17 protein-coding genes and 1 pseudogene are annotated in these 17,833 nt (G+C 59.4%); 9 read left to right on the top strand and 9 right to left on the bottom strand.

The window, feature by feature from the left end; all coding sequences use genetic code 11:
• The 6 genes from LB462_RS14125 to phnF all read right to left on the bottom strand — a co-directional run bounded on the left by LB462_RS14125 (position 1) and on the right by phnF (position 6,464).
• Positions 1–939, bottom strand: a complete 939-nt coding sequence (locus tag LB462_RS14125; RefSeq protein WP_224508898.1) for an ABC transporter permease — start codon at positions 937–939, stop codon at positions 1–3.
• Complete coding sequence (locus LB462_RS14120; protein ID WP_224508897.1) at positions 939–1,922, bottom strand: ABC transporter ATP-binding protein; 984 nt, start codon at positions 1,920–1,922, stop codon at positions 939–941. Before LB462_RS14120 ends, LB462_RS14125 begins: the two co-directional genes overlap by 1 nt.
• Positions 1,919–2,932: an ABC transporter ATP-binding protein gene (locus tag LB462_RS14115; protein WP_224508895.1), complete on the bottom strand. Its 1,014-nt coding sequence runs from the start codon at positions 2,930–2,932 to the stop codon at positions 1,919–1,921. Before LB462_RS14115 ends, LB462_RS14120 begins: the two co-directional genes overlap by 4 nt.
• On the bottom strand, positions 2,929–3,786 hold the full coding sequence (locus tag LB462_RS14110) for a DeoR/GlpR family DNA-binding transcription regulator (RefSeq protein WP_224508893.1): 858 nt from the start codon (positions 3,784–3,786) through the stop codon (positions 2,929–2,931). Before LB462_RS14110 ends, LB462_RS14115 begins: the two co-directional genes overlap by 4 nt.
• 5 nt (positions 3,787–3,791) lie before the next feature.
• Positions 3,792–5,369, bottom strand: a complete 1,578-nt coding sequence (locus tag LB462_RS14105) for an ABC transporter substrate-binding protein (RefSeq protein ID WP_224508891.1) — start codon at positions 5,367–5,369, stop codon at positions 3,792–3,794.
• 336 nt (positions 5,370–5,705) lie between these two features.
• Positions 5,706–6,464 carry a phosphonate metabolism transcriptional regulator PhnF gene (phnF, locus tag LB462_RS14100; RefSeq protein WP_224508890.1) on the bottom strand — a complete coding sequence of 253 codons (759 nt, stop codon included), beginning with the start codon at positions 6,462–6,464 and terminating at the stop codon, positions 5,706–5,708.
• 387 nt (positions 6,465–6,851) lie between these two features.
• Between phnF and LB462_RS14095 the strand changes: the two genes are divergently transcribed.
• The 9 genes from LB462_RS14095 (at position 6,852) to phnN (ending at position 13,961) form a co-directional block, all read left to right on the top strand.
• On the top strand, positions 6,852–7,310 hold the full coding sequence (locus tag LB462_RS14095; protein ID WP_224508888.1) for a phosphonate C-P lyase system protein PhnG: 459 nt from the start codon (positions 6,852–6,854) through the stop codon (positions 7,308–7,310).
• On the top strand, positions 7,310–7,855 hold the full coding sequence (gene phnH, locus LB462_RS14090) for a phosphonate C-P lyase system protein PhnH (RefSeq protein WP_224508886.1): 546 nt from the start codon (positions 7,310–7,312) through the stop codon (positions 7,853–7,855). Before LB462_RS14095 ends, phnH begins: the two co-directional genes overlap by 1 nt.
• Positions 7,855–8,946 carry a carbon-phosphorus lyase complex subunit PhnI gene (locus LB462_RS14085; RefSeq protein WP_224508884.1) on the top strand — a complete coding sequence of 364 codons (1,092 nt, stop codon included), beginning with the start codon at positions 7,855–7,857 and terminating at the stop codon, positions 8,944–8,946. The genes phnH and LB462_RS14085 overlap by 1 nt, the downstream gene beginning before the upstream one ends.
• A complete protein-coding gene (locus tag LB462_RS14080) occupies positions 8,943–9,866 on the top strand; it encodes an alpha-D-ribose 1-methylphosphonate 5-phosphate C-P-lyase PhnJ (protein WP_224508882.1) in 924 nt (307 codons plus the stop codon). The genes LB462_RS14085 and LB462_RS14080 overlap by 4 nt, the downstream gene beginning before the upstream one ends.
• Complete coding sequence (locus LB462_RS14075) at positions 9,853–10,680, top strand: ATP-binding cassette domain-containing protein (protein WP_224508880.1); 828 nt, start codon at positions 9,853–9,855, stop codon at positions 10,678–10,680. The genes LB462_RS14080 and LB462_RS14075 overlap by 14 nt, the downstream gene beginning before the upstream one ends.
• A gap of 14 nt (positions 10,681–10,694) precedes the next feature.
• The gene (locus tag LB462_RS14070) at positions 10,695–11,429 is read left to right on the top strand and encodes a phosphonate C-P lyase system protein PhnL (protein ID WP_224508878.1); all 735 of its coding nucleotides are present in this window, start codon (positions 10,695–10,697) and stop codon (positions 11,427–11,429) included.
• 74 nt (positions 11,430–11,503) lie between these two features.
• Positions 11,504–12,679: an alpha-D-ribose 1-methylphosphonate 5-triphosphate diphosphatase gene (locus tag LB462_RS14065; protein ID WP_370637175.1), complete on the top strand. Its 1,176-nt coding sequence runs from the start codon at positions 11,504–11,506 to the stop codon at positions 12,677–12,679.
• Positions 12,679–13,404 (top strand): DUF1045 domain-containing protein, encoded by a 726-nt coding sequence (locus tag LB462_RS14060; protein ID WP_224508873.1) that lies wholly within the window; start codon positions 12,679–12,681, stop codon positions 13,402–13,404. Before LB462_RS14065 ends, LB462_RS14060 begins: the two co-directional genes overlap by 1 nt.
• Positions 13,401–13,961 carry a phosphonate metabolism protein/1,5-bisphosphokinase (PRPP-forming) PhnN gene (gene phnN, locus LB462_RS14055; RefSeq protein WP_224508871.1) on the top strand — a complete coding sequence of 187 codons (561 nt, stop codon included), beginning with the start codon at positions 13,401–13,403 and terminating at the stop codon, positions 13,959–13,961. Before LB462_RS14060 ends, phnN begins: the two co-directional genes overlap by 4 nt.
• Before the next feature lie 259 nt (positions 13,962–14,220).
• On the opposite strand, the pseudogene LB462_RS14050 reads toward phnN, so the two are convergent.
• From LB462_RS14050 to LB462_RS14040, 3 genes and pseudogenes are all read right to left on the bottom strand, one after another.
• Positions 14,221–14,359: pseudogene (locus LB462_RS14050) on the bottom strand (DUF932 domain-containing protein); the annotation flags it as partial.
• A gap of 935 nt (positions 14,360–15,294) precedes the next feature.
• The gene (locus LB462_RS14045; protein WP_224508869.1) at positions 15,295–16,767 is read right to left on the bottom strand and encodes an alkaline phosphatase family protein; all 1,473 of its coding nucleotides are present in this window, start codon (positions 16,765–16,767) and stop codon (positions 15,295–15,297) included.
• Positions 16,768–16,916: 149 nt separating this feature from the next.
• Positions 16,917–17,810 (bottom strand): ABC transporter permease, encoded by an 894-nt coding sequence (locus LB462_RS14040; protein ID WP_224508867.1) that lies wholly within the window; start codon positions 17,808–17,810, stop codon positions 16,917–16,919.
• Between the last annotated feature and the right edge of the window lie 23 nt (positions 17,811–17,833).

The raw sequence follows: 17,833 nt of genomic DNA, 5'->3' as shown, positions 1-17,833 counted from the left end.
TCAAGCACCTCCGGACGCACGGCCAGTGCCACGCAGACGTGGGTCGAGCACTCCGTAGAGGAGATCGACGAGAACATTGGCAATGATCATTGCTGCTGCGACGAACAACAAAATGCACTGCACGACGGCAAGATCGCGGCTCATGACCGAGACCACAAGCAAGCTTCCGAGCCCGGGCCAGGAAAACACGCTTTCGACCAGCACAGTGCCGGCGATGAGATTGCCGATCATGAAACCGATGATGGTGAGGATCGGAATGGCCGCATTCGGCAAGGCGTGTCCACTGATGACACGCCGCCACGCAACACCCTTGGCGCTACCGGTGCGGATATAGGCTTCGCCCAGCACCTCCAGCATGGCGCTGCGGGTAAAGCGCGCGAGAACGGCGGCACCGCCGACGCCGAGTGTCACCACCGGCAGGATCATTTGCTGGATGCTACCGGCACCTCCTGAGGGCAGCCAGGGAAGCTCGACGGCAAACACCAGAACCAAGAGCAGGCCGAGCACGAAGGACGGCACTGTAAAGCCGGCGATTGCGCTGGTCATGACAGCTCGATCGACAAAGCTGTCGCGCTTCAGTGCAGCGAGAATACCCGCAGGAATACCGATTGCGATGTTGAGGATGAGGGCGGGCACCGTGAGAAGAAGCGTGATCGGGATACGCTCAGCCACGACGACGACGGCAGCACGCCCGTCGCGCATCGATTGACCGAGATCACCATGCACGATTGCGAGCAGATAGCGCAGGTACTGCACCCATAGGGGCTGATCGAGTCCCCAGCTCTGTCGGAAGGCTTCGACTACCGAGGCAGGCGTTTCCGGTGACAATAAGGCAAGCACCGGGTCGCCCGACACGCGCAGGACAACAAATGCGAAGGTGACCATGATCAGGATCGTCAACAACGCGCGCGCAAGGCGTATGAGGATGAAGTGGAGCATTATCTTACTTTCCGGGCGTCATCTTCGGCAAAGTGACAGGAGACATTTCTTGAACCACCGACATCGCGCAATTCCGGTGCCTGCTCGGCACAGAGCGGACGCGCCACAGGGCAGCGCGGATGGAAGGGGCAGCCGCTCGGTCTTGCCGCCGGGTCCGGCGGGTCACCCTGCAAGATTATGCGTTCGGAGCGCCTGACCGCTTGCGGAACTGCGGAGACCAGCGCGCGGGTATAGGGATGCAACGGTTCGTGGAGAACATCGTCGGGCAAGCCCTCTTCGACGATCTCGCCGAGATACATGACCGCGATGCGGTGACTGACCTGACGAACGACACGCAGATCATGGCTGATGAAGACCATCGCCAGGCCTCGTTTTTCCTGCAGCTCAGTCAGGAGGTTGACCACCTGCGCCTGGATCGAGACGTCCAAAGCCGAAACCGGCTCGTCGCAGACCAGAAGATCGGGATCGCTTGCCAGCGCGCGCGCCAGCACCGCGCGCTGGCGCTGACCGCCAGAGAGCTCGTGCGGATAACGTGCGGCATGATCGGCACGCAGTCTCACATCCGCCAAGAGTGCCTTGATACGATCGGGACGATCGCCCTTTTTCCCGATGGCGTGGATGTCAAGCGGCTCTCCAACCTGGGCGCCGATGGTCCAACGCCGGTCGAGTGCTGCGAGCGGATCCTGGAAGACCATCTGGATTCGCATCCTCAGCCGTCTCCAGGCCTGATCGGAGGCTTGCGGGAGCCGTTCACCGTCAAACGCGATCGAACCGGCATCGGCCTGCTCCAGGCCAACCAGAAGACGTCCGGTCGTGGATTTCCCGCAACCGGATTCGCCGACAAGTCCCAAGGTTTCGCCGCGCGCAAGACTTAACGAAACGTTCTTGACGGCCGTAACCAGTTGCGGTTTCCGAAACAGGCCGCGTTGCTTCGTGTAGCGGCGCGCCAGCCCGTCCGCCTTGATAATCGCGGCGGCGCTCATGCCAGAGCGACCTCGGGTCGCGCCGGCGTCGAGCCGTGGAGCAGGCATGCGGACCGATGCCGCAGTTGTTGCCCGCCGACGGGAAGTCTGACCTCAGTTGTTGAACAGATCAGCGCGCGTTGATGACAACGCGGTGCAAATGCGCAGCCGAACGCCAACTCACTCGGATGCGGGACGATCCCGGGGATGGTCGCAAGAGTCTTGCGCGGGCCATCGATGCGTGGAAGGGCGGCGAGAAGTCCGCTTGTGTAGGGATGCGAAGGACGTGAGAATAAAAGGTCGACCGGCGCTTCCTCGACAACCTGGCCGGCATAGAGGACAAGCGCGCGGTCACACACCTCGCCGATGACGCCGAGATCATGCGAGATCAGGACCAGCGCCATGCCGGTATCGCGCCGCACCTGCTGCAACAAGTCGAGGATCTGCGCTTGGATGGTCACGTCGAGAGCGGTCGTCGGCTCGTCGGCGATCAACACATCCGGCTGCCCGGCAAGCGCCATGGCGATCATGACACGCTGGTTCTGGCCGCCGGAAAGTTCATGCGGATAGGCTCCAAGGCGGCGGGCGGAGTCGGGAATGCCGACCTGATCGAACAGGTGCAGGGCCTCAAACCTGGCCGCCGCACCCTTGAGGCCGCGATGAAGCCTGAGCGCTTCGATCACCTGATCGCCGACCTTATGGACCGGGTTCAGCGCGCTCACGGGATCCTGGAAGACCATGGCGATGCGACCGCCGCGCACCTGTTCCAGGTGCCGCCTCGGGGCATGAAGCAGTTCTTCACCGTCAAGTCGAACGCTGCCGCTGATACTGGCGCGCTTCGGCAGAAGACCGAGCGCGGCCAGCCAGGTCACGGATTTCCCACAGCCACTTTCGCCGACCATGCCGACTGCCTCGCCACGGGCAATGGTCAGATCGATCCCGCGCAGAACCGGCGTCGCATCGAAAGCAACACGCAGATCAGAAATCTCGACGATCGGCGGGTTGGAGGGGTTAAAGGCGTGGAAAGTCATCGCTGCTCCTTCCGGTCGTTTAAGGCTTCATCCAGTTCCTGCGGCAGCAACACTGCAATTCCAGCATTGCGCAGCGCGGCCGCCGCCTCTTCAGGAGGTGGTTGGTCGGTCGCCAGGACATCGACCTTGTTCAGCGGCTGCATGACATGTGCATCGAGGCGCGCGAACTTGCCCGCATCAGCCACAAAGGCGAGCCGCCTGGAACGGTAGGCAAGAGCCGCGCCGATGGCGGTATGGCCTTCGGATGGTCCAAGGAAACCATGCTTGGGGTTGATTGCGCTCGCACCGCAGACGGAGAGGTCGAAGACGCGCGTTTCCAGACCGCGTAACATGTCGGGTCCGGTCAATGTCCGCGTCATGGCATTCATGACGCCGCCGAGAAGGGTAACGGCAAAGCGCTCGGTGGCGGAAAGAACGGTTGCGATATCGATCATGTTCGTGGTTACCGACATTGCAGGTCCGTTGCGGGCCAATTCGTCAGCGAGCAACGCCATGGTGGAACTGCCGCCGAGGAAGACATTCATACCCTCTTCGAACAACGGTAGCGCCGCTACGGCCGCGAGGGCCTTTGCCTCGCGGTCCACGGACAGCCTCTCCATGACCGGCCGCCGCGCCGTCAGGTCGACGGCTCCCGCCGGAGCCGCCCCGCCATGGATGCGCTTGAGCATTCCGGCGTCTTCCAAAGCCCGGATATCGCGGCGAATGGTCTCCTGCGAGACGCCAAAGCGGCTCGCAAGCTCACCGACCGCGAGGATTTCACCGCGGGAGATCATCGCCAGGATGCTCTGGTGACGGGCCGCTCCCAGTTTGGAAGCGCCCCGCTCGGTGAGCGATGTTATGCGATCGTCCGTCATCCGCCTTACGTCCTCGTCAGACCGGGGTTCGAAGGCCCGAAATTGAGCTCGAGAGTCTGCCCCGGCAGCCAGGGCAGATCCTTCCGCTTCGCATAGAATTGCCCTGAAACGTGCAGGACGATGCTCGGCGGATCCACGTCATGGATGATCTCGAGCATCCGGCGAATGATCGGTCGGCGCTGTTCCGGCTCAACGGTTTCCCTAAGCTTCGCGCCGAGCGCAAAATACTCCTGGTTTTCCCATACACCGGCCTGCGTCCAGGCGCCGTACGGCCCATACTCCCACCACGGGTGACCGAGATGATCGAGAAACAAGGCAGTGTTGGAACTGTCGAAGATTGCGTGAACCGGCTTCTGCTTAAGCTGCCCCGAATTCTCCATCATCTGGATCTTTACGTTCAGGCCAACCTCGCGCCACATCGCGATCATTGCCTGGGCGCCCGAGACCTGATTCGGATAATAGTTGTTGAGGAGGCGGTAGGTGATCTCTTCACCCTTATAGCCTGCTTCGTTGAGCAGCGCCTGAGCCTTTTCCGGATCGTAGGCAAAGGCTGGAAAATCCTCAATGTAGCCCGCACCGTAAGTCGGCAGCTGATAGCCGTTCGGAATTGGGAGCGCATTATCCCACAGGGTTTCGACCAGCAGCTTTCGGTCAATCGCGAGGCTCATTGCCCTGCGGATGCGAGGATCCTTCAGGATCGGATCGGTCTTGTCGAGCACAAGCGTGCGAATGTTCTGAACCGGGCCGCCCGTGATCTCAAGCTCAGCCCGCTTGCGGACATCGGCGAACTGGTCCGGCGGAATATCGGTGACGAGGTCGAGCTCACCGGCCAAAAGGCCGTTCACGCGGGCCGCAAGCTCGGGGATGATGCGGTATTCGATGCTTTCGAAGCTGGGGCGGCCACCCCAGTAAGCATCGTGGGGCGCCAGGACCACGTTGACATCGAGCTTTTGGCTGACGAAGCGATAGGGGCCGGTACCGACAGGCGCCGCCGTCCACTTCTCCCAGGAACCCGCCGCATCAAAGGCGCGCTTGGAGACAATTTCCGATCCCCAGGCCGCCAGACGCTGCTCGAGAAGGGCATCCGGACCCTTCGTACGCACGATCACCGTGTGCGCATCGACGATATCGATGCGATCAATGCCATCCAGCATGGCGAGTGCTTCCGTCGCGCCCTTGCGGCCAGGGCCGAGCAAGTGATCCTGCCCAAGGCTGAAGGCAACATCGTCCGCCGTCAACGGGCCACCGTCGTGAAAGACGACACCCTGACGTAGGAAGAATCGCAGGGACTGCGCATCGATGCGCTCCCAACGCTCCGCAAGGCCTGGCTTCAGTGCCATGCTGGCATTCTGCTCACGCGTGATCAGCGTATCGAAGAGCTGCGGCACGACACGCCGGATTGCGGTGTCAGTGGCAATCACGGGATCAAGCGTGCGCGGATATCCGGACATTCCGACACGCAAAGCCTTTCGGGCGGTTCCGGCCGCATGGGCTTGCGTGACTTTAAATCCTGTGCTCGCCGAGACAGTTGCAGCGAGTGCGCCGGCCAGAACGTTACGTCTTGTCAGTTCAAACTTGGTCATCGTCACCTCCAGTAGAGTTGGTGACCTTTTGGCAGCGCTCCATGACAACCGGATGACAGGTTTTGTGTGTTTGTGTGAATTGATGCCCACTTATGGCTGACTATGTGGGAATGGCGAGAACGATCTTCAGACCGTTGACAGTTTGCGCGACAAAGCTAAGCCTCAGACAAGCCTGGAAAAATTTGGCAGTCGAGAGGCACGCGGAGATTGGCGTTTTCGACAGTTGTTTGGCATCATGATGATGCCTCGGCGGCAATGACACTCACGCCGACGACGCCACCGAGCACGGGCGCCCCGCCAATATGTCGGCCGTCATTGGGCCGTCCGGCCATCGCCTCAGTCGTTGCTGTTGCGCGCCAATATGTCGAGAAGCTTGCTGGTATTGTCGATGGAGAACTGTACGCGTTCGCCTGGCCATACCGACTCCGAATAAGCGACGGGAACGCCTTTCAGATCAACGTCGGTCTTCTTGGTCACGACGACTGGCTGGGTTATGGACTGTGACAGCTGCCGGGCTTCTTCCCTCGTTGGCAGGCGGATGATGAGGTCGGTGCGCAGCCGAAGATAGTCCGGCACCCCATATTCGGCGAGAATATGGGTGACGCTTCGTCCGCTCCGCCGGGCCTCGTCGAAGCCAGGAAAGCGCTGCACGGGATAAAAGGCATGCGAATAGTTGATGGGCTCTTCATCGGCAAATCCCAGTCGGACGATATGGTAGACGGGTTCGCCAACCGGTAGCCTCAAAGCTTCCGCGATTGCGGCCGATACGGCAACAATCTCCTCGTGAATCGCCTGGCCAACCGGCTCTCTGCCCTGATCCAGAAGATTCTGAGAAAAACGGGTGCGATCGGAAAGCCGATAGTCGAGGCGCGCGTCCCGCACGAATGTGCCTCTGCCGCGCTCCACCTGGACCAGACCCCGGCGCTCAAGGCTTGCGACCGCGCGTCGCACGGTATGACGCCCAACCTCGAAACGCTGCATCAGATCGGTCTCTGTGGGAACTTGCGCTTTTGGCGGCATGCGGCCTGTCAAGATGTCCTCGGCGAGCGAACTTTCAACTTCTTGCCATTGTCCATGCCGCAGTTTTTTTTCCATATCCATCCGCCTGATTACCTCAAACATTCGAATGTCATAGCGATTTTCGGACGTTCTTTCAAGTACAGGAGCCCGACATTACCGCTGCGCCTACGGTCTTTAACCGAAAAATAGGGAGAGTGCGAATTTTTTCGGCTTGACACAAAGCTGTCATGTAAGCGAGGTAAACGACAAACATTCGAATGTCTTTCCAGCCTATCCGAATGCATCGCGGTTGGCTTCTCCGTGACGAATATGATCAACACGACGCCCGATCAGGTTCTTGTTTAGCCGGCGGCGTGCTGATTGGGGAGACGTTCACTGCTCTACTCCCTCCTTCGCGGGGGATGCCATTCCAACCGACGTCAACGACGGCGCCGACGACATACCTTGAAGAAGGACCCAGCAATGACTGACCTCTCGGCCGGTAATCCGGTCATCGGAAACTATCATCACGGCCAGGCGCTCGAGATTCTCGCCGCCAGCCGCCCGGCTCAAATCAAGGCCGTCGCCGAGCAGATCCTCGACGACATCGGCGACGTCGCCGTCATCAACAACCGGACGGGGCTTGCCATGCTGCCCTATCAGGACACGGTCCAAGGCACTGCGTTTCATCTCGGCGAAGTCCTCGTTGCCGAAGCGCACATACAAGTGCCAGGCCGCGGGGTGGAAGGTTACGGTGCGGTTGTCGGCCACGATCTCGAACATGCCATGGCGATGGCGGTGATCGATGCCGCGATCGCCGCAGGCCATCCAGCGAAGCCGATCCTCGAGTTTCTTCAGACGGAGCAGCGCCACCACGCGGACTGCGACCGGGAACGGCTGAGGAAGGTCGAGGCGACCCGCGTGCAGATGGAGACATTCTAATGACACTTTCTCTTCTTCCGACAGCGGATGACAGTCGGACCAATGCCACCTTCGAGGAGATGATGTGGGCGCTCAGCCGCCCCGGTATCGTCCGCACGCTGCCCGCCGGCGGACTGGCAGCAATGGCCGAAAGCCTGATCGATCGTGAATGCTCATTCCATGTCGAAGACGATGTCGAATTTGAACACGCCTTGAAGCGGAGTGGCGCGCGTGCCGTTTCGCTCAGTGAAGCCGAATATGTGTTCACCGTGATAGACACGGAAGAAAAGGTCTCCAGGCACGCAGTCTTGCGCACCGGCACGCTCGCCTATCCGGACGAAGCAGCCACATTATTCGCACCGGCCCGCTTCGGCTTCGGGCAGGGACTGCGCCTGACCGGCCCCGGCATCAAAGACAGCCTGACGATCGCCGTTGACGGCATCGATCCCTCGTTCTGGCAGATGCGCGAGAGGGCGATCCGCTACCCGCTTGGCTTTGACGTCTATCTTGTCGATGGCGACGATGTCATCGGCCTTCCCCGTTCCACCAAAATCGAGGTGCTCTGATGGCCTATGTGGCAACCCGTGGCGGAGAACACGCTATCGAACAGGCGGAGCGGCTGTTCCGCAGCGATCTCGGAACCATTACCAGGGACAGAGTCGAGACTGTTCGTGACAATTTTCCCTATCTTGTCGACCGCCTCATGGGCGAAGCCTCGCTCTACGAACCGGATTTGGCGGCACTTGCGCTCGCCCAGGCGGGCGGCGACCTTTATGAAGCAGTCCTGCTCTTGCGTGCCTACCGCACGACACAGCCGCGCATCGCCATCGCCGAGCCCGTCACGCAGCCGGACCTCTTCACGGTTCGTCGCGTCTCAGCGGCCTTCAAGGACATTCCGGGTGGCCAGATCCTTGGGCCGACCCTGGACTATTCGCACCGCTTGCTGCAGGTCCACGTGTTGATGGGAGAAGATTACACGCCCGAGCCGGTCATCCCGGCCGCTGAACCTGCACCCGCAACGCAACCCTCCTTGACGGACTGGCAAAAGGCGCAAGGGCTGATCGCTGATCACCCGGTCGAAACAGTCTCGCCAGAAAAAATCCCTGATCTGACGCGTGAACCTTTGCTATTCCCAGCACCCCGAGCCCATAAGCTGCAAAGCTTGGCGAGAGCCGATACCGGCGGCACGCTGGCGCTTGGTTATTCAACCATGCGCGGTTATGGCGATGTCCACCCAACGGTCAATGAGTTGCGTCTTGGCGAAGCTCCGGTACGGCTGCGCCACCCGCGCGGCACAGTCTTCAGCGCTGGCCGCGTGCGTGTTAGCCAGGCCGAGATCATCTCCAAGTCGAAGAGCCTGGAGCTTGGCTTCTCGGCCACCTTCGGCTGGAACGAGGTCAAGGTCATTGCCGCGGCGGCCCTCGATCTCGCCTCTACCCGGCCTGATGCTCATCCCGCCTCCACCGAGGAATTCGTGCTCTACCACACCGAGCCGGTCGAAAGCTCAGGCTTCTGCATTCATTTCAAGCTACCGCATTACGTCACGTTCCAATCGGCTCTCGACGCAATCCGTGACGCCAAGGCGAACGGTAACGCTGCAACCGCTGCGACCGGCGCAAAGAAACTGCCAACCAAAGAACAGGAGGTGGCGCTGTGAAGCTCCAAGAACTGACCAAGCCGTGGGCTGCTTTCAACTATGGCTTCCTCGATGAATCCGCCAAGCGCGAACTGCGCCGGCGCATTTTGAAAGCCATCGCCATTCCAGGTTGTCAGGTACCCTATGCGAGCCGCGAGGTGCCGATGGCGCGCGGTTGGGGGACCGGCGGTCTGCAGGTGACACTGACGCTTTTGAAACCGGCTTCGGTCGTCAAGGTGATCGACCAGGGTGCGGACGATTCCGTCAATGCCAGCAGCATTCGCAAGTTCTTCGGTCGCGTCGGGGGCGTAGTCGAAACCGAGGACACGGGCAAAGCCACGATCGTCCAGTCGCGCCATCGCATTCCGGAGGAAAAGCTCCGGGAGGATCAGGTGCTCGTGCTGCAGGTGCCAAATCCGGAGCCGCTACGCCCCGTGCAGCCGGACATATCGATTGCACGCGACATGCATGGCGACGCCGACTACGGCCAGCTCTGGCTCGTCCTCTACGAACAGCTCGTCAAGTCCGGGCGCATTATGCAGGGCGCAGAGTATCCCAGTCTCGTCAACGGCCGCTATGTGATCACGCCCTCGCCCATCCCGCGCTGGGATGTGCCGAAGCTCAATCAGGCGGACCACCTCACCATCCTGTCCGCCGGACGCGAGAAACGGCTCTACGCCGTCCCCCCCTACACAAAAGTCGAACCGCTTGTTTTCGATGATGTGCCCTATCGCGTCGAGGATCACCACGACAAGACCTGCTACCGCAGCAATGTCACTGGCTACTTCGTGAATGAGCTGCCGCAGGAAGACGGCTCCTCGGCCTATGAACTCTCCGACAGCCATTTCGGCATCAAGCACATCCGCAAGGCGGAAGGCGAGCCGGTCGAGATCGGCGACACCTGGTACAAGAACGGAAGGATGACTGATGACCGCGCTTAATGTGGATACTCCGGCGGTTCCTAAACGCCAGCCGCCGCGGCTCATGCTGGCCGAGCCGATCATGACCATGCGCGGAATTTCGAAGAGCTTCGGCGACGTCAAGGCGCTCGGTGGCGTCGATGTCACGGTCTATCCCGGCGAGGTGCTTGGGATCGTCGGCGAGTCCGGTTCCGGCAAGTCGACCTTGCTCAGGATGATGAACCTGGAAGACACGCCGGATACGGGGTCCTATAACCTTGTGCTGCCAGGTCACCAAGATCGCAACCTCTTTGACCTCGACCGCTTCGAGCGGCGCATGCTGCGCGCCCATCATATCGGAATCGTCTACCAGAACCCGCATCTCGGTCTGTTGATGAACCACACGAGCAGCGGCAATGTCGCCGAACGCCTGCTGATTGCCGGAAATCGTAACTTCGCCGAGCTGCGCGAACGGGCACGCCAGTCCCTCGCAGCGTCGGAGTTTCCGACCGAACGGATGGATGCCACGCCGTGCGAACTGTCCGGTGGCATGCAGCAGCGCGTCCAACTCGCCAAGGCCATTGCACTGGAGCCCGCTGTGCTACTGCTCGACGAACCGACCACCGGCCTCGACGTCAGCGTTCAGGCGCTTGTGCTCGATACGCTGAAGCGGCTGCAGCGCGACCGGGCAATCACGATGGTGCTGGTGTCGCACGATCTCGGCGTCATCCGCACCATGGCCGACCGGGTCATGGTAATGCGCCGCGGCTTGGTGGTCGAACAAGGTCTGGCCGACCAGATCTTCCAGGATCCGCAACACGCCTACACCCAGCAGCTCGTTCACGCCGAGCTTTGAGGGAAGACATCGATATGAACATCCAGGTTTCTACTCCCAAGACATCGGCGCTTGTGCTCCGTGTCGACGGCCTCTCGAAGCAATTCGAGATGCATCACCTCAAGCGTACGCTCTTCGCATTCGAAAACATCCAGTTCGAACTTGGCGAAGGTGAATTCATCCTGCTGAAAGGCGAAAATGGCGCCGGCAAGTCGACGCTGCTGCGTACGCTCTATCGCTCTTACCTGCCGCGCGCCGGTCACGTGTTTTATCACACCCGCGAAGGCATCATCGATCTTGCCTCGGCGGCCGATGTCGATATTGCCATGTTGCGTCGCCGGGAAATCGGCTTCGTCACCCAATTCCTCAATGCCCGGCCACGTGTCGCGGCCGAAGAGGTCGTCGCCGAACCGCTCAGGCAGGCAGGTACCCCGCATGCGCAAGCCCTTGTCGAGGCACGCCGCTGGCTGGATGCCTTCGGTGTGAAGAAGCAGCTTTGGGCCGCTTATCCGTCAACCTTCTCCGGGGGTGAGCAGCAGAAGGTCAACCTCGCCCGCGCGCTCATCCTGCCGCAGCGCCTGTTGCTGCTCGACGAGCCGACCGCGTCGCTTGACCGCGACGCTCGCAGAGCACTGGTCGACCGGCTAACCGAACTCAAGGCAGCCGGCGTCGCAATGATTGGCGTGTTCCACCACCCGGAAGACGTGGCCGACCTCATCGACCGCGAAATCCACCTGAAGGCCATCAGGGTCGAGGACGGCGAGCGCTGAAGCGCGCGAACCTCTCGCCTGAACAAGGAAGCTGGTTGCCGACGGTCGGGACAAGGTCGGTGACAGCTTCGTGCATCCAGCAACGGAACAAGATCATGTGGTTGAATAATTTTGAGATCGTCCTTGAAGATCGCGTTATCGAGCAAGGCGCATTGAGGATCGAAGGCGGGGTCATCGCCGAAATCAAGGAAAGGCCGGTTGCCGACGCGGCCGTCGAAGGCAATGGTAGACTTCTACTGCCCGGCTTCGTCGATATGCACGGCGATATGATAGAGAAGGAAGTCGAGCCACGCGTCAACGTGCGCATGCCGCTCGCGCTCGGGATCTACGATCTCGACCGAAAACTCGCCTCCTGCGGTGTGACGACTGCCTTCGCGGCGCTGTCGTTTCAGCCGGAGATCTATGGAAATATTCGCTCTATCGAACACACGTGCGCGATGATTGGTGCGCTTACTGGCATGCGAGATGAGCTTCTCGTCGATCACCATGTCCATGCGCGAATTGAAGTCACGTTTCCATCTGCATTGCCCACAGTGGAACGGCTGCTGAACGCCGGTGCGGTCGGACTGATTTCTTTGATGGACCACACACCTGGCCAAGGTCAGTATCGCGACATCGAAAAACATGTTGCCCACGTGGCGAAACAGCATGGGATCATTGAAAGCGCGGCGGCAGAGCTCGTCAGGAAGCGTATGTCTGACAACGCCGCCGGCGGCGACAGTATGCATGTGGTGACGGATCTCGCAAACCTGGCAAGAACGCGCGCGGTACCGCTGGCATCCCACGATGATGACACGCTCGAAAAGGTGGCACTGATGCATGGTCTTGGCGCGGCGATCAGCGAATTCCCGATTACGTTCGAGGTCGCCGCCGAAGCGAGGAGGCAGGGATTGGCGACGGCCATGGGGGCGCCTAACGCGCTGCGCGGCGTCTCCTACTCAGGCAACCTGTCGGCCCGCGAAGCCTATGAACACGGCGTCCTCGATATCCTCGCCAGCGATTACCATCCCTCCGCTATTCTTCCGGCCCTGTTGGCGCTCAGCGACATCGGCAGCGGCGGGCTTCCCGCCTCCGTGGCCTTGGCAACGGCCAATCCAGCTAAGGCGCTTGGTTTTGCCGACCGCGGCCGCATCGCCGAAGGTTTACGTGCCGATCTGGTCGTTGCCGAGCGGGGCAGCATGCCGCGCCTACGCGCAACAATCCGCGGCGGCCGCAAGATCTGGTCCGACGGCAGCGTCAGGGGGCTATAGTGCCTGGCGCTCCCTCCCCTCGCTATGCGATCTACTATACGCCAGGCCGGAACCACCCGCTGACGAAGGCTGCCTTTGAATGGCTCGGGCGCGACGCATTTGATAAGAGCACCAACCCGAGCGCGCTTAAGGCATATACAGAACCAGTGTCCGAGCCCTACCGCTACGGCTTCCATGCGACGTTGAAGGCCCCCTTCCGGTTGGCAAGCGATTGCTCGCTCGTGGCATTGGAAGACGCTCTGCGAACTTTCGCAGCCGTCTGCCCCTCATGCCCGATCGGCCCGCTGCGGATCGGTCTGATCGATGGCTTCTTTGCTCTTGTTCCAGCTTTTCCGTCGCCGGCCCTGCGTGGCTTCGCCTCGCGCGTTGTCCAGGAGTTCGATCGCTTCAGGGCTCCGATGAACGAGGCTGAACTTCAGCGGCGCATGGATCGGTCCCTGGACGAGATCGAGATCAACAACCTCGTGTGTTGGGGTTACCCATACGTCCTTGATCGCTTCAGGTTTCATCTGACCCTGAGCGATCGCCTGTCTGCGGCGCTTCAGCCCAAAACACGAGAGCGTCTTACCGCGATCTTTAAAACCCATCTCGATGAGGACTACAGGTTGAACACCCTGTCACTTTTCGTCCAGGACAACCCGACATCCGTGTTTTATGTGCGATTGACCTTCCCACTCAGAGGACCACAATTGTCCGTCCAGCGGGTTCATGGGAAAGCCTTATGAGCCCGATCGCTGGAAAGCTGGTATTGGTTGTCGGTGCGAGCGGCGCGGGCAAAGACACTCTGATTGATTACGCTCGAATGCGCCTCAGAGATGATCCCGGCGTTCACTTTGTTCGCCGTATCATCAACCGCCCGGTGACAACAGGCGAATTCCACGAGGCCGTTCAAGACGACGAATTCGAAAGGCGTGTCGTCCGGGGAGGGTTTGCTCTCCACTGGCAAGCCCATGGTCACCGCTACGGCATATCATCAGAAATTGACATATGGCTGGAACGCGGCGATGTCGTTGTCGCCAACGTCTCGCGCGCCATGCTGGAAGTGGCCCGTCAACGCTATCCAGACCTACTCGTCCTAAGCATCACAGTTCCACCCGCAATTCGCGCTCAAAGGCTTGCGGCACGGGGCCGCGAGACGAAAGATGCGATTATACTGCGCCTTCTGAGAAACAGTCAAGTTTCGGTCAATGGCGAAAGGGCTTTGCAGATCGACAATTCCAGGGCGCCTCAAATTGGCGGCGAACATTTGGTGCAAGCCATCTGCGATTTCGATCGAGCATAGGGTCCGTGGCTTCTGACCGCACGGCGCCAAGCCTACATTGTTGTTGGGCGTGCAATAAATTGCCTACCGCCGCAGATAGGCGATTTTGCAGAGGTCGTTCCTAGGAGCATCTCGTGAGAGCCGCTTCTTCAGGGCTACGGTCCATCGGTAACGGTCGCACGGCTCCCTTTGAACCCCTGAGTTATAACCTCCGACATAAGCTGTCGACCGTTGTGACATCCTTCGTTCCAGCGACGAAAGAGATAATTCTGGAAGGGCCCGGCTCTCCATTCGGCAGTCGCCCCGTTTCGATCGGGTGGGTGTCATCCAACAGAAACAGGAAAACGTCATGGTCGCTGGCGTAAAGCCTGGTCGTGTCCTTGGTGACGTCGACGATTGTGCGTCATGGTTGCCCACCGCTTGCCGACATTGTCGCCGCGACTGATGTATTTCACACCAACCGTGGCTTCTATGCCGTGCAAGGCGATATTGGCGAGCAGTGGGCCGATAACGCCACCTTGCTGCGTACCGATGTCGGCGTGGTGGAATACCCTGAGAAAGTAACCGGCCCCAGCAGCGACTGCGTGTCGATACGACTAATCAGCGTGTCGGCGGCAAACATCGGGGATGTCTGTCAGATGAGAACTCGAAATCACTTCAGCTATGCGGCTGTGCGGTTTCTTGCGGTACATCGGTACTGTGGTGATTGCTGAAACGAAGTCGTTTGAGGTGGTACCGGTCAGCTCTTTGCGATAGAAACCGAGGCTGACAAAACAGGTTAGAATTTGCGCAATATCCGATGACAGATCAAACCGACGACTCGAGACACCAAATAACATTCAGCTCTACGCGACATCAGAAGATCCTCAACATTTTGTCGGGAAGCGCGGGCGTCCGGATAGGTGAGCTCGTCGAGAAGATGATCGCTTCGCGGTTTGTCTGGCTGCCATCAATGATAACACGATCAGGGCGGCCATGGTGCACCCATATTCTCGTCTGATAATCCCGACAAATTGCCACAAGTAATATAGTCCGCCATCTTGTGATTGGAAAAACGGGCCATCGAGGCATGTCTACTGCCTACGAAGTCTCGAAAAACGTCAAGGAACGGCATTCGGCGGTGTCCCGGATTGGCTGGCATCTAGTTGCGACATGGCATAACTCCACTAATGAAAATATCGTTTTGATAGAGGCAGGGCTCGCAAATGGTCGCGCAAATTTATTCCATTATGCTCTTCGCCTGTCCGAGTGTCGTACCGCCACACCAGTCATGTGCAGCCTATGGCGGAGGAAAAAAGACGGCTGAAAACAGCCCCACTGTCGCCTAAGTTCGATTGAACACGAGCGACGTCGACTAACTCTCCGCCGTGCCGCTCTCGATATAGGTAGCGTTTCCGACCTGAACACGCCGAAGAACCTGCCGGAATCCGCCGAGCGTAGCCTCGGAGGCTTCGGTCCGGACGTAAGGAATCGCCTGCGATGCATTTTCAAGCACCTCATGTAAGACGCGGCCCGTCATTGTGTTTGGCTCGGCGATCCCGAGAAGGTGAAGAATGGTCGGAGCAAAATCGCAGATTCCCGAGGGGACCGTGGAGACAGAACCCGGCGCGGCGACTGCCGAGCCGGCGATAATGCCAAGGGCGGTGAGCTCCTTGGGATGCAATCCGCCATGGACGCCGAGTCCGATGCGGCGGTCGTTATCATAGAACGTTCTGCCGATGAGCCCAAACGGGTCGACACCATCATCGGCTCGAAATGAGAAGGAGATGTCTGGTGCACGCGCATGATCAGCAAAGACCAGATGACTGCCCAGGCTTCCCGGGGCGATGCCCTCCTTCTCGTTCTTTGCGCGCGTGAAGACCGGCCCGCACCAGGGCTCGCTCATGATCCTCGCCACGAATCGGGCGATCTGTCTGTCGCTTGGATCGGCGAGATAGAGCGCGCCGACCTGTCCCGGTACGACCACCACATCGACATCCGAAGCAGGTACGATGCCAGGCCGGAAACCGGCTTCGCGCAGACTGTCGATCACCGAACCACGTGAATGGCCCGTGATGTGACCATGGTCAGAGATCGCAATGATTTGCACGTCTTCTGCGCGCCCTTCCGCTTCCCACCAGTCAAGTACGCGTCCAAACTCGCTGTCACAACGGGCGATGATACCGCGCGTCGCGGCGGCTCCAGTTCCATGAAAATGAGAGGTGGTGTCGGGTTCGCCATAGGAAAGAACCGTGACGTCCGGCCGGTATTTTGGCCAAATCAGGTCGAGAAAGACCGAGGTAATCCACTCCTGCCCGGCGTTGTCAGGCTCGCCATTGGGCGGTTCCGGCGGCAGTTGGCCCACGAGCGCTTCAGCGTCCGCCAACACGTCATTGGGGGTGCAGGCCTCGCGAAAATGTCCCGAGAGACGAACATGGCCGAAATTCTCTGCCTTGTGATGGAAGAAGCGTGTCGTGCCGGGTGTGTTCGTGGCCAATACGGCCATGCTGCGTCCTTCTGCAGCGAGGATCTCGCCAAGTGTTGGCGCTGACATCAGTCGTCCACCGCTCTCGAGGTCGAGTTTGCGCAAAAGCACGGCATCAGATGTATCGATGCAGCGCGACGGCGTAACGGAGCGGTCAACATACTGGTTTCCCACCATGCCATGGCGCCTGGTGGTGGCGCCAGTGACAAGGCTTGGGAAGGCCGAACGGGTTTCGCTGGGATAGATTGTCCGATGCTCCGACAGCGTGACGCCCAAGGACTGCAAGCGGTAGAGGTTCGGCGTGAGATCGGGAGAGACGAGGTCTGGGCGGAGGCCGTCGAAGCTGATGATGAGAAATCGCATGATATCTAACTTTTGTTGCTGAGATTGGGGGCGTAGGAAATGGGTCAGTCGCAAATCAACAGTTCACGCGACAATGTCCATCAAGCGTCAGCTGATTGGTGGCCGACAGTAAACAGATCTCCAACATGAATGCACCAGCCCACTAGCCTCTATCTGGCGGCTTCCCTTGCCGACGGATCGAAGCGATCTCTCAGTCCATCTCCTATGAGTGACGCTGAAAGTGCCGTTAGGCAGATAACCGTTCCCGGAAACACAGCCACCCACCACGCGCTGAGCATGTACTCTCGGCCCAACCCGATCATATTGCCTAAACTCGCCACAGGAGGTTGAAAGCCAAGGCCGAGAAAGCTGAGGGAGCTCTCCAGAAGCATAATTTCGGCAAAAGTTATCGTCATATTCACAAAAAAAATTCCAAGTGCATTAGGCAAAATATGCCGCACAAAGAGCGGTACCCCCGACACACCATATGTCTGAGCTGCAACAACAAAGCCGCGCTCTAACAACGACATTGAAAGACTCCGGGACAGCCGGGCGTAGCGTTCCCAGCCATAGGACCCAATTATAATCATCAGAAGAACGACATTATTTCCAAGAAACGCGATAACCGAGAGAGCGACGATCATATATGGTAGCGCTGCTTGTGCGTCGACGAGCATTGTAACGGTCTCATCAACCAACCCTCGCATATATGCCGCTAAGAAACCTATCAGAGCTCCAATGACGGCTCCCAACGGCACCCCTATAACTGCCACTAGCAGGCTTATACGGGTCGCATATATCAAACGACTCAATACATCACGACCAAGATCATCAGTACCAAGGAAATGCGACCAAGTTCCGCCAGCGAATGCTGGGGGCGCAAGCCGGTGCGTCAAGTCGATCGAGGTCGGTCTATAGGGCGCGAACTCGACTCCGAATAGCAGAATAAACACACACACTGCTAACCACAGAGTTGATAGCGTGATTGCAGTGTCCCATCGTGCCACGGAACGTCCAAATGCGCGTACTCTGAGCGACAGTATGGGGTTATCAATTCGGGCCATGCGAGTTTGCCTTGTCATCGTTT

It is taken from the genome of Phyllobacterium chamaecytisi (assembly GCF_020164455.1).
Lineage (GTDB): Bacteria > Pseudomonadota > Alphaproteobacteria > Rhizobiales > Rhizobiaceae > Phyllobacterium > Phyllobacterium chamaecytisi.
The sequence above is the reverse complement of the archived record's forward strand: the minus strand, read 5'-3'. Positions and strand labels throughout refer to the sequence as shown.

Excerpts from the sequence above, each read along its gene's own strand:
- LB462_RS14125 (WP_224508898.1), bottom strand. The coding sequence starts at position 939 with ATGCTCCACTTCATCCTCATACGCCTTGCGCGCGCGTTGTTGACGATC.
- LB462_RS14120 (WP_224508897.1), bottom strand. The coding sequence starts at position 1,922 with ATGAGCGCCGCCGCGATTATCAAGGCGGACGGGCTGGCGCGCCGCTAC.
- LB462_RS14115 (WP_224508895.1), bottom strand. The coding sequence starts at position 2,932 with ATGACTTTCCACGCCTTTAACCCCTCCAACCCGCCGATCGTCGAGATT.
- LB462_RS14110 (WP_224508893.1), bottom strand. The coding sequence starts at position 3,786 with ATGACGGACGATCGCATAACATCGCTCACCGAGCGGGGCGCTTCCAAA.
- LB462_RS14105 (WP_224508891.1), bottom strand. The coding sequence starts at position 5,369 with ATGACCAAGTTTGAACTGACAAGACGTAACGTTCTGGCCGGCGCACTC.
- phnF (WP_224508890.1), bottom strand. The coding sequence starts at position 6,464 with ATGGAAAAAAAACTGCGGCATGGACAATGGCAAGAAGTTGAAAGTTCG.
- LB462_RS14095 (WP_224508888.1), top strand. The coding sequence starts at position 6,852 with ATGACTGACCTCTCGGCCGGTAATCCGGTCATCGGAAACTATCATCAC.
- phnH (WP_224508886.1), top strand. The coding sequence starts at position 7,310 with ATGACACTTTCTCTTCTTCCGACAGCGGATGACAGTCGGACCAATGCC.
- LB462_RS14085 (WP_224508884.1), top strand. The coding sequence starts at position 7,855 with ATGGCCTATGTGGCAACCCGTGGCGGAGAACACGCTATCGAACAGGCG.
- LB462_RS14075 (WP_224508880.1), top strand. The coding sequence starts at position 9,853 with ATGACCGCGCTTAATGTGGATACTCCGGCGGTTCCTAAACGCCAGCCG.
- LB462_RS14070 (WP_224508878.1), top strand. The coding sequence starts at position 10,695 with ATGAACATCCAGGTTTCTACTCCCAAGACATCGGCGCTTGTGCTCCGT.
- phnN (WP_224508871.1), top strand. The coding sequence starts at position 13,401 with ATGAGCCCGATCGCTGGAAAGCTGGTATTGGTTGTCGGTGCGAGCGGC.
- LB462_RS14045 (WP_224508869.1), bottom strand. The coding sequence starts at position 16,767 with ATGCGATTTCTCATCATCAGCTTCGACGGCCTCCGCCCAGACCTCGTC.
- LB462_RS14040 (WP_224508867.1), bottom strand. The coding sequence starts at position 17,810 with ATGGCCCGAATTGATAACCCCATACTGTCGCTCAGAGTACGCGCATTT.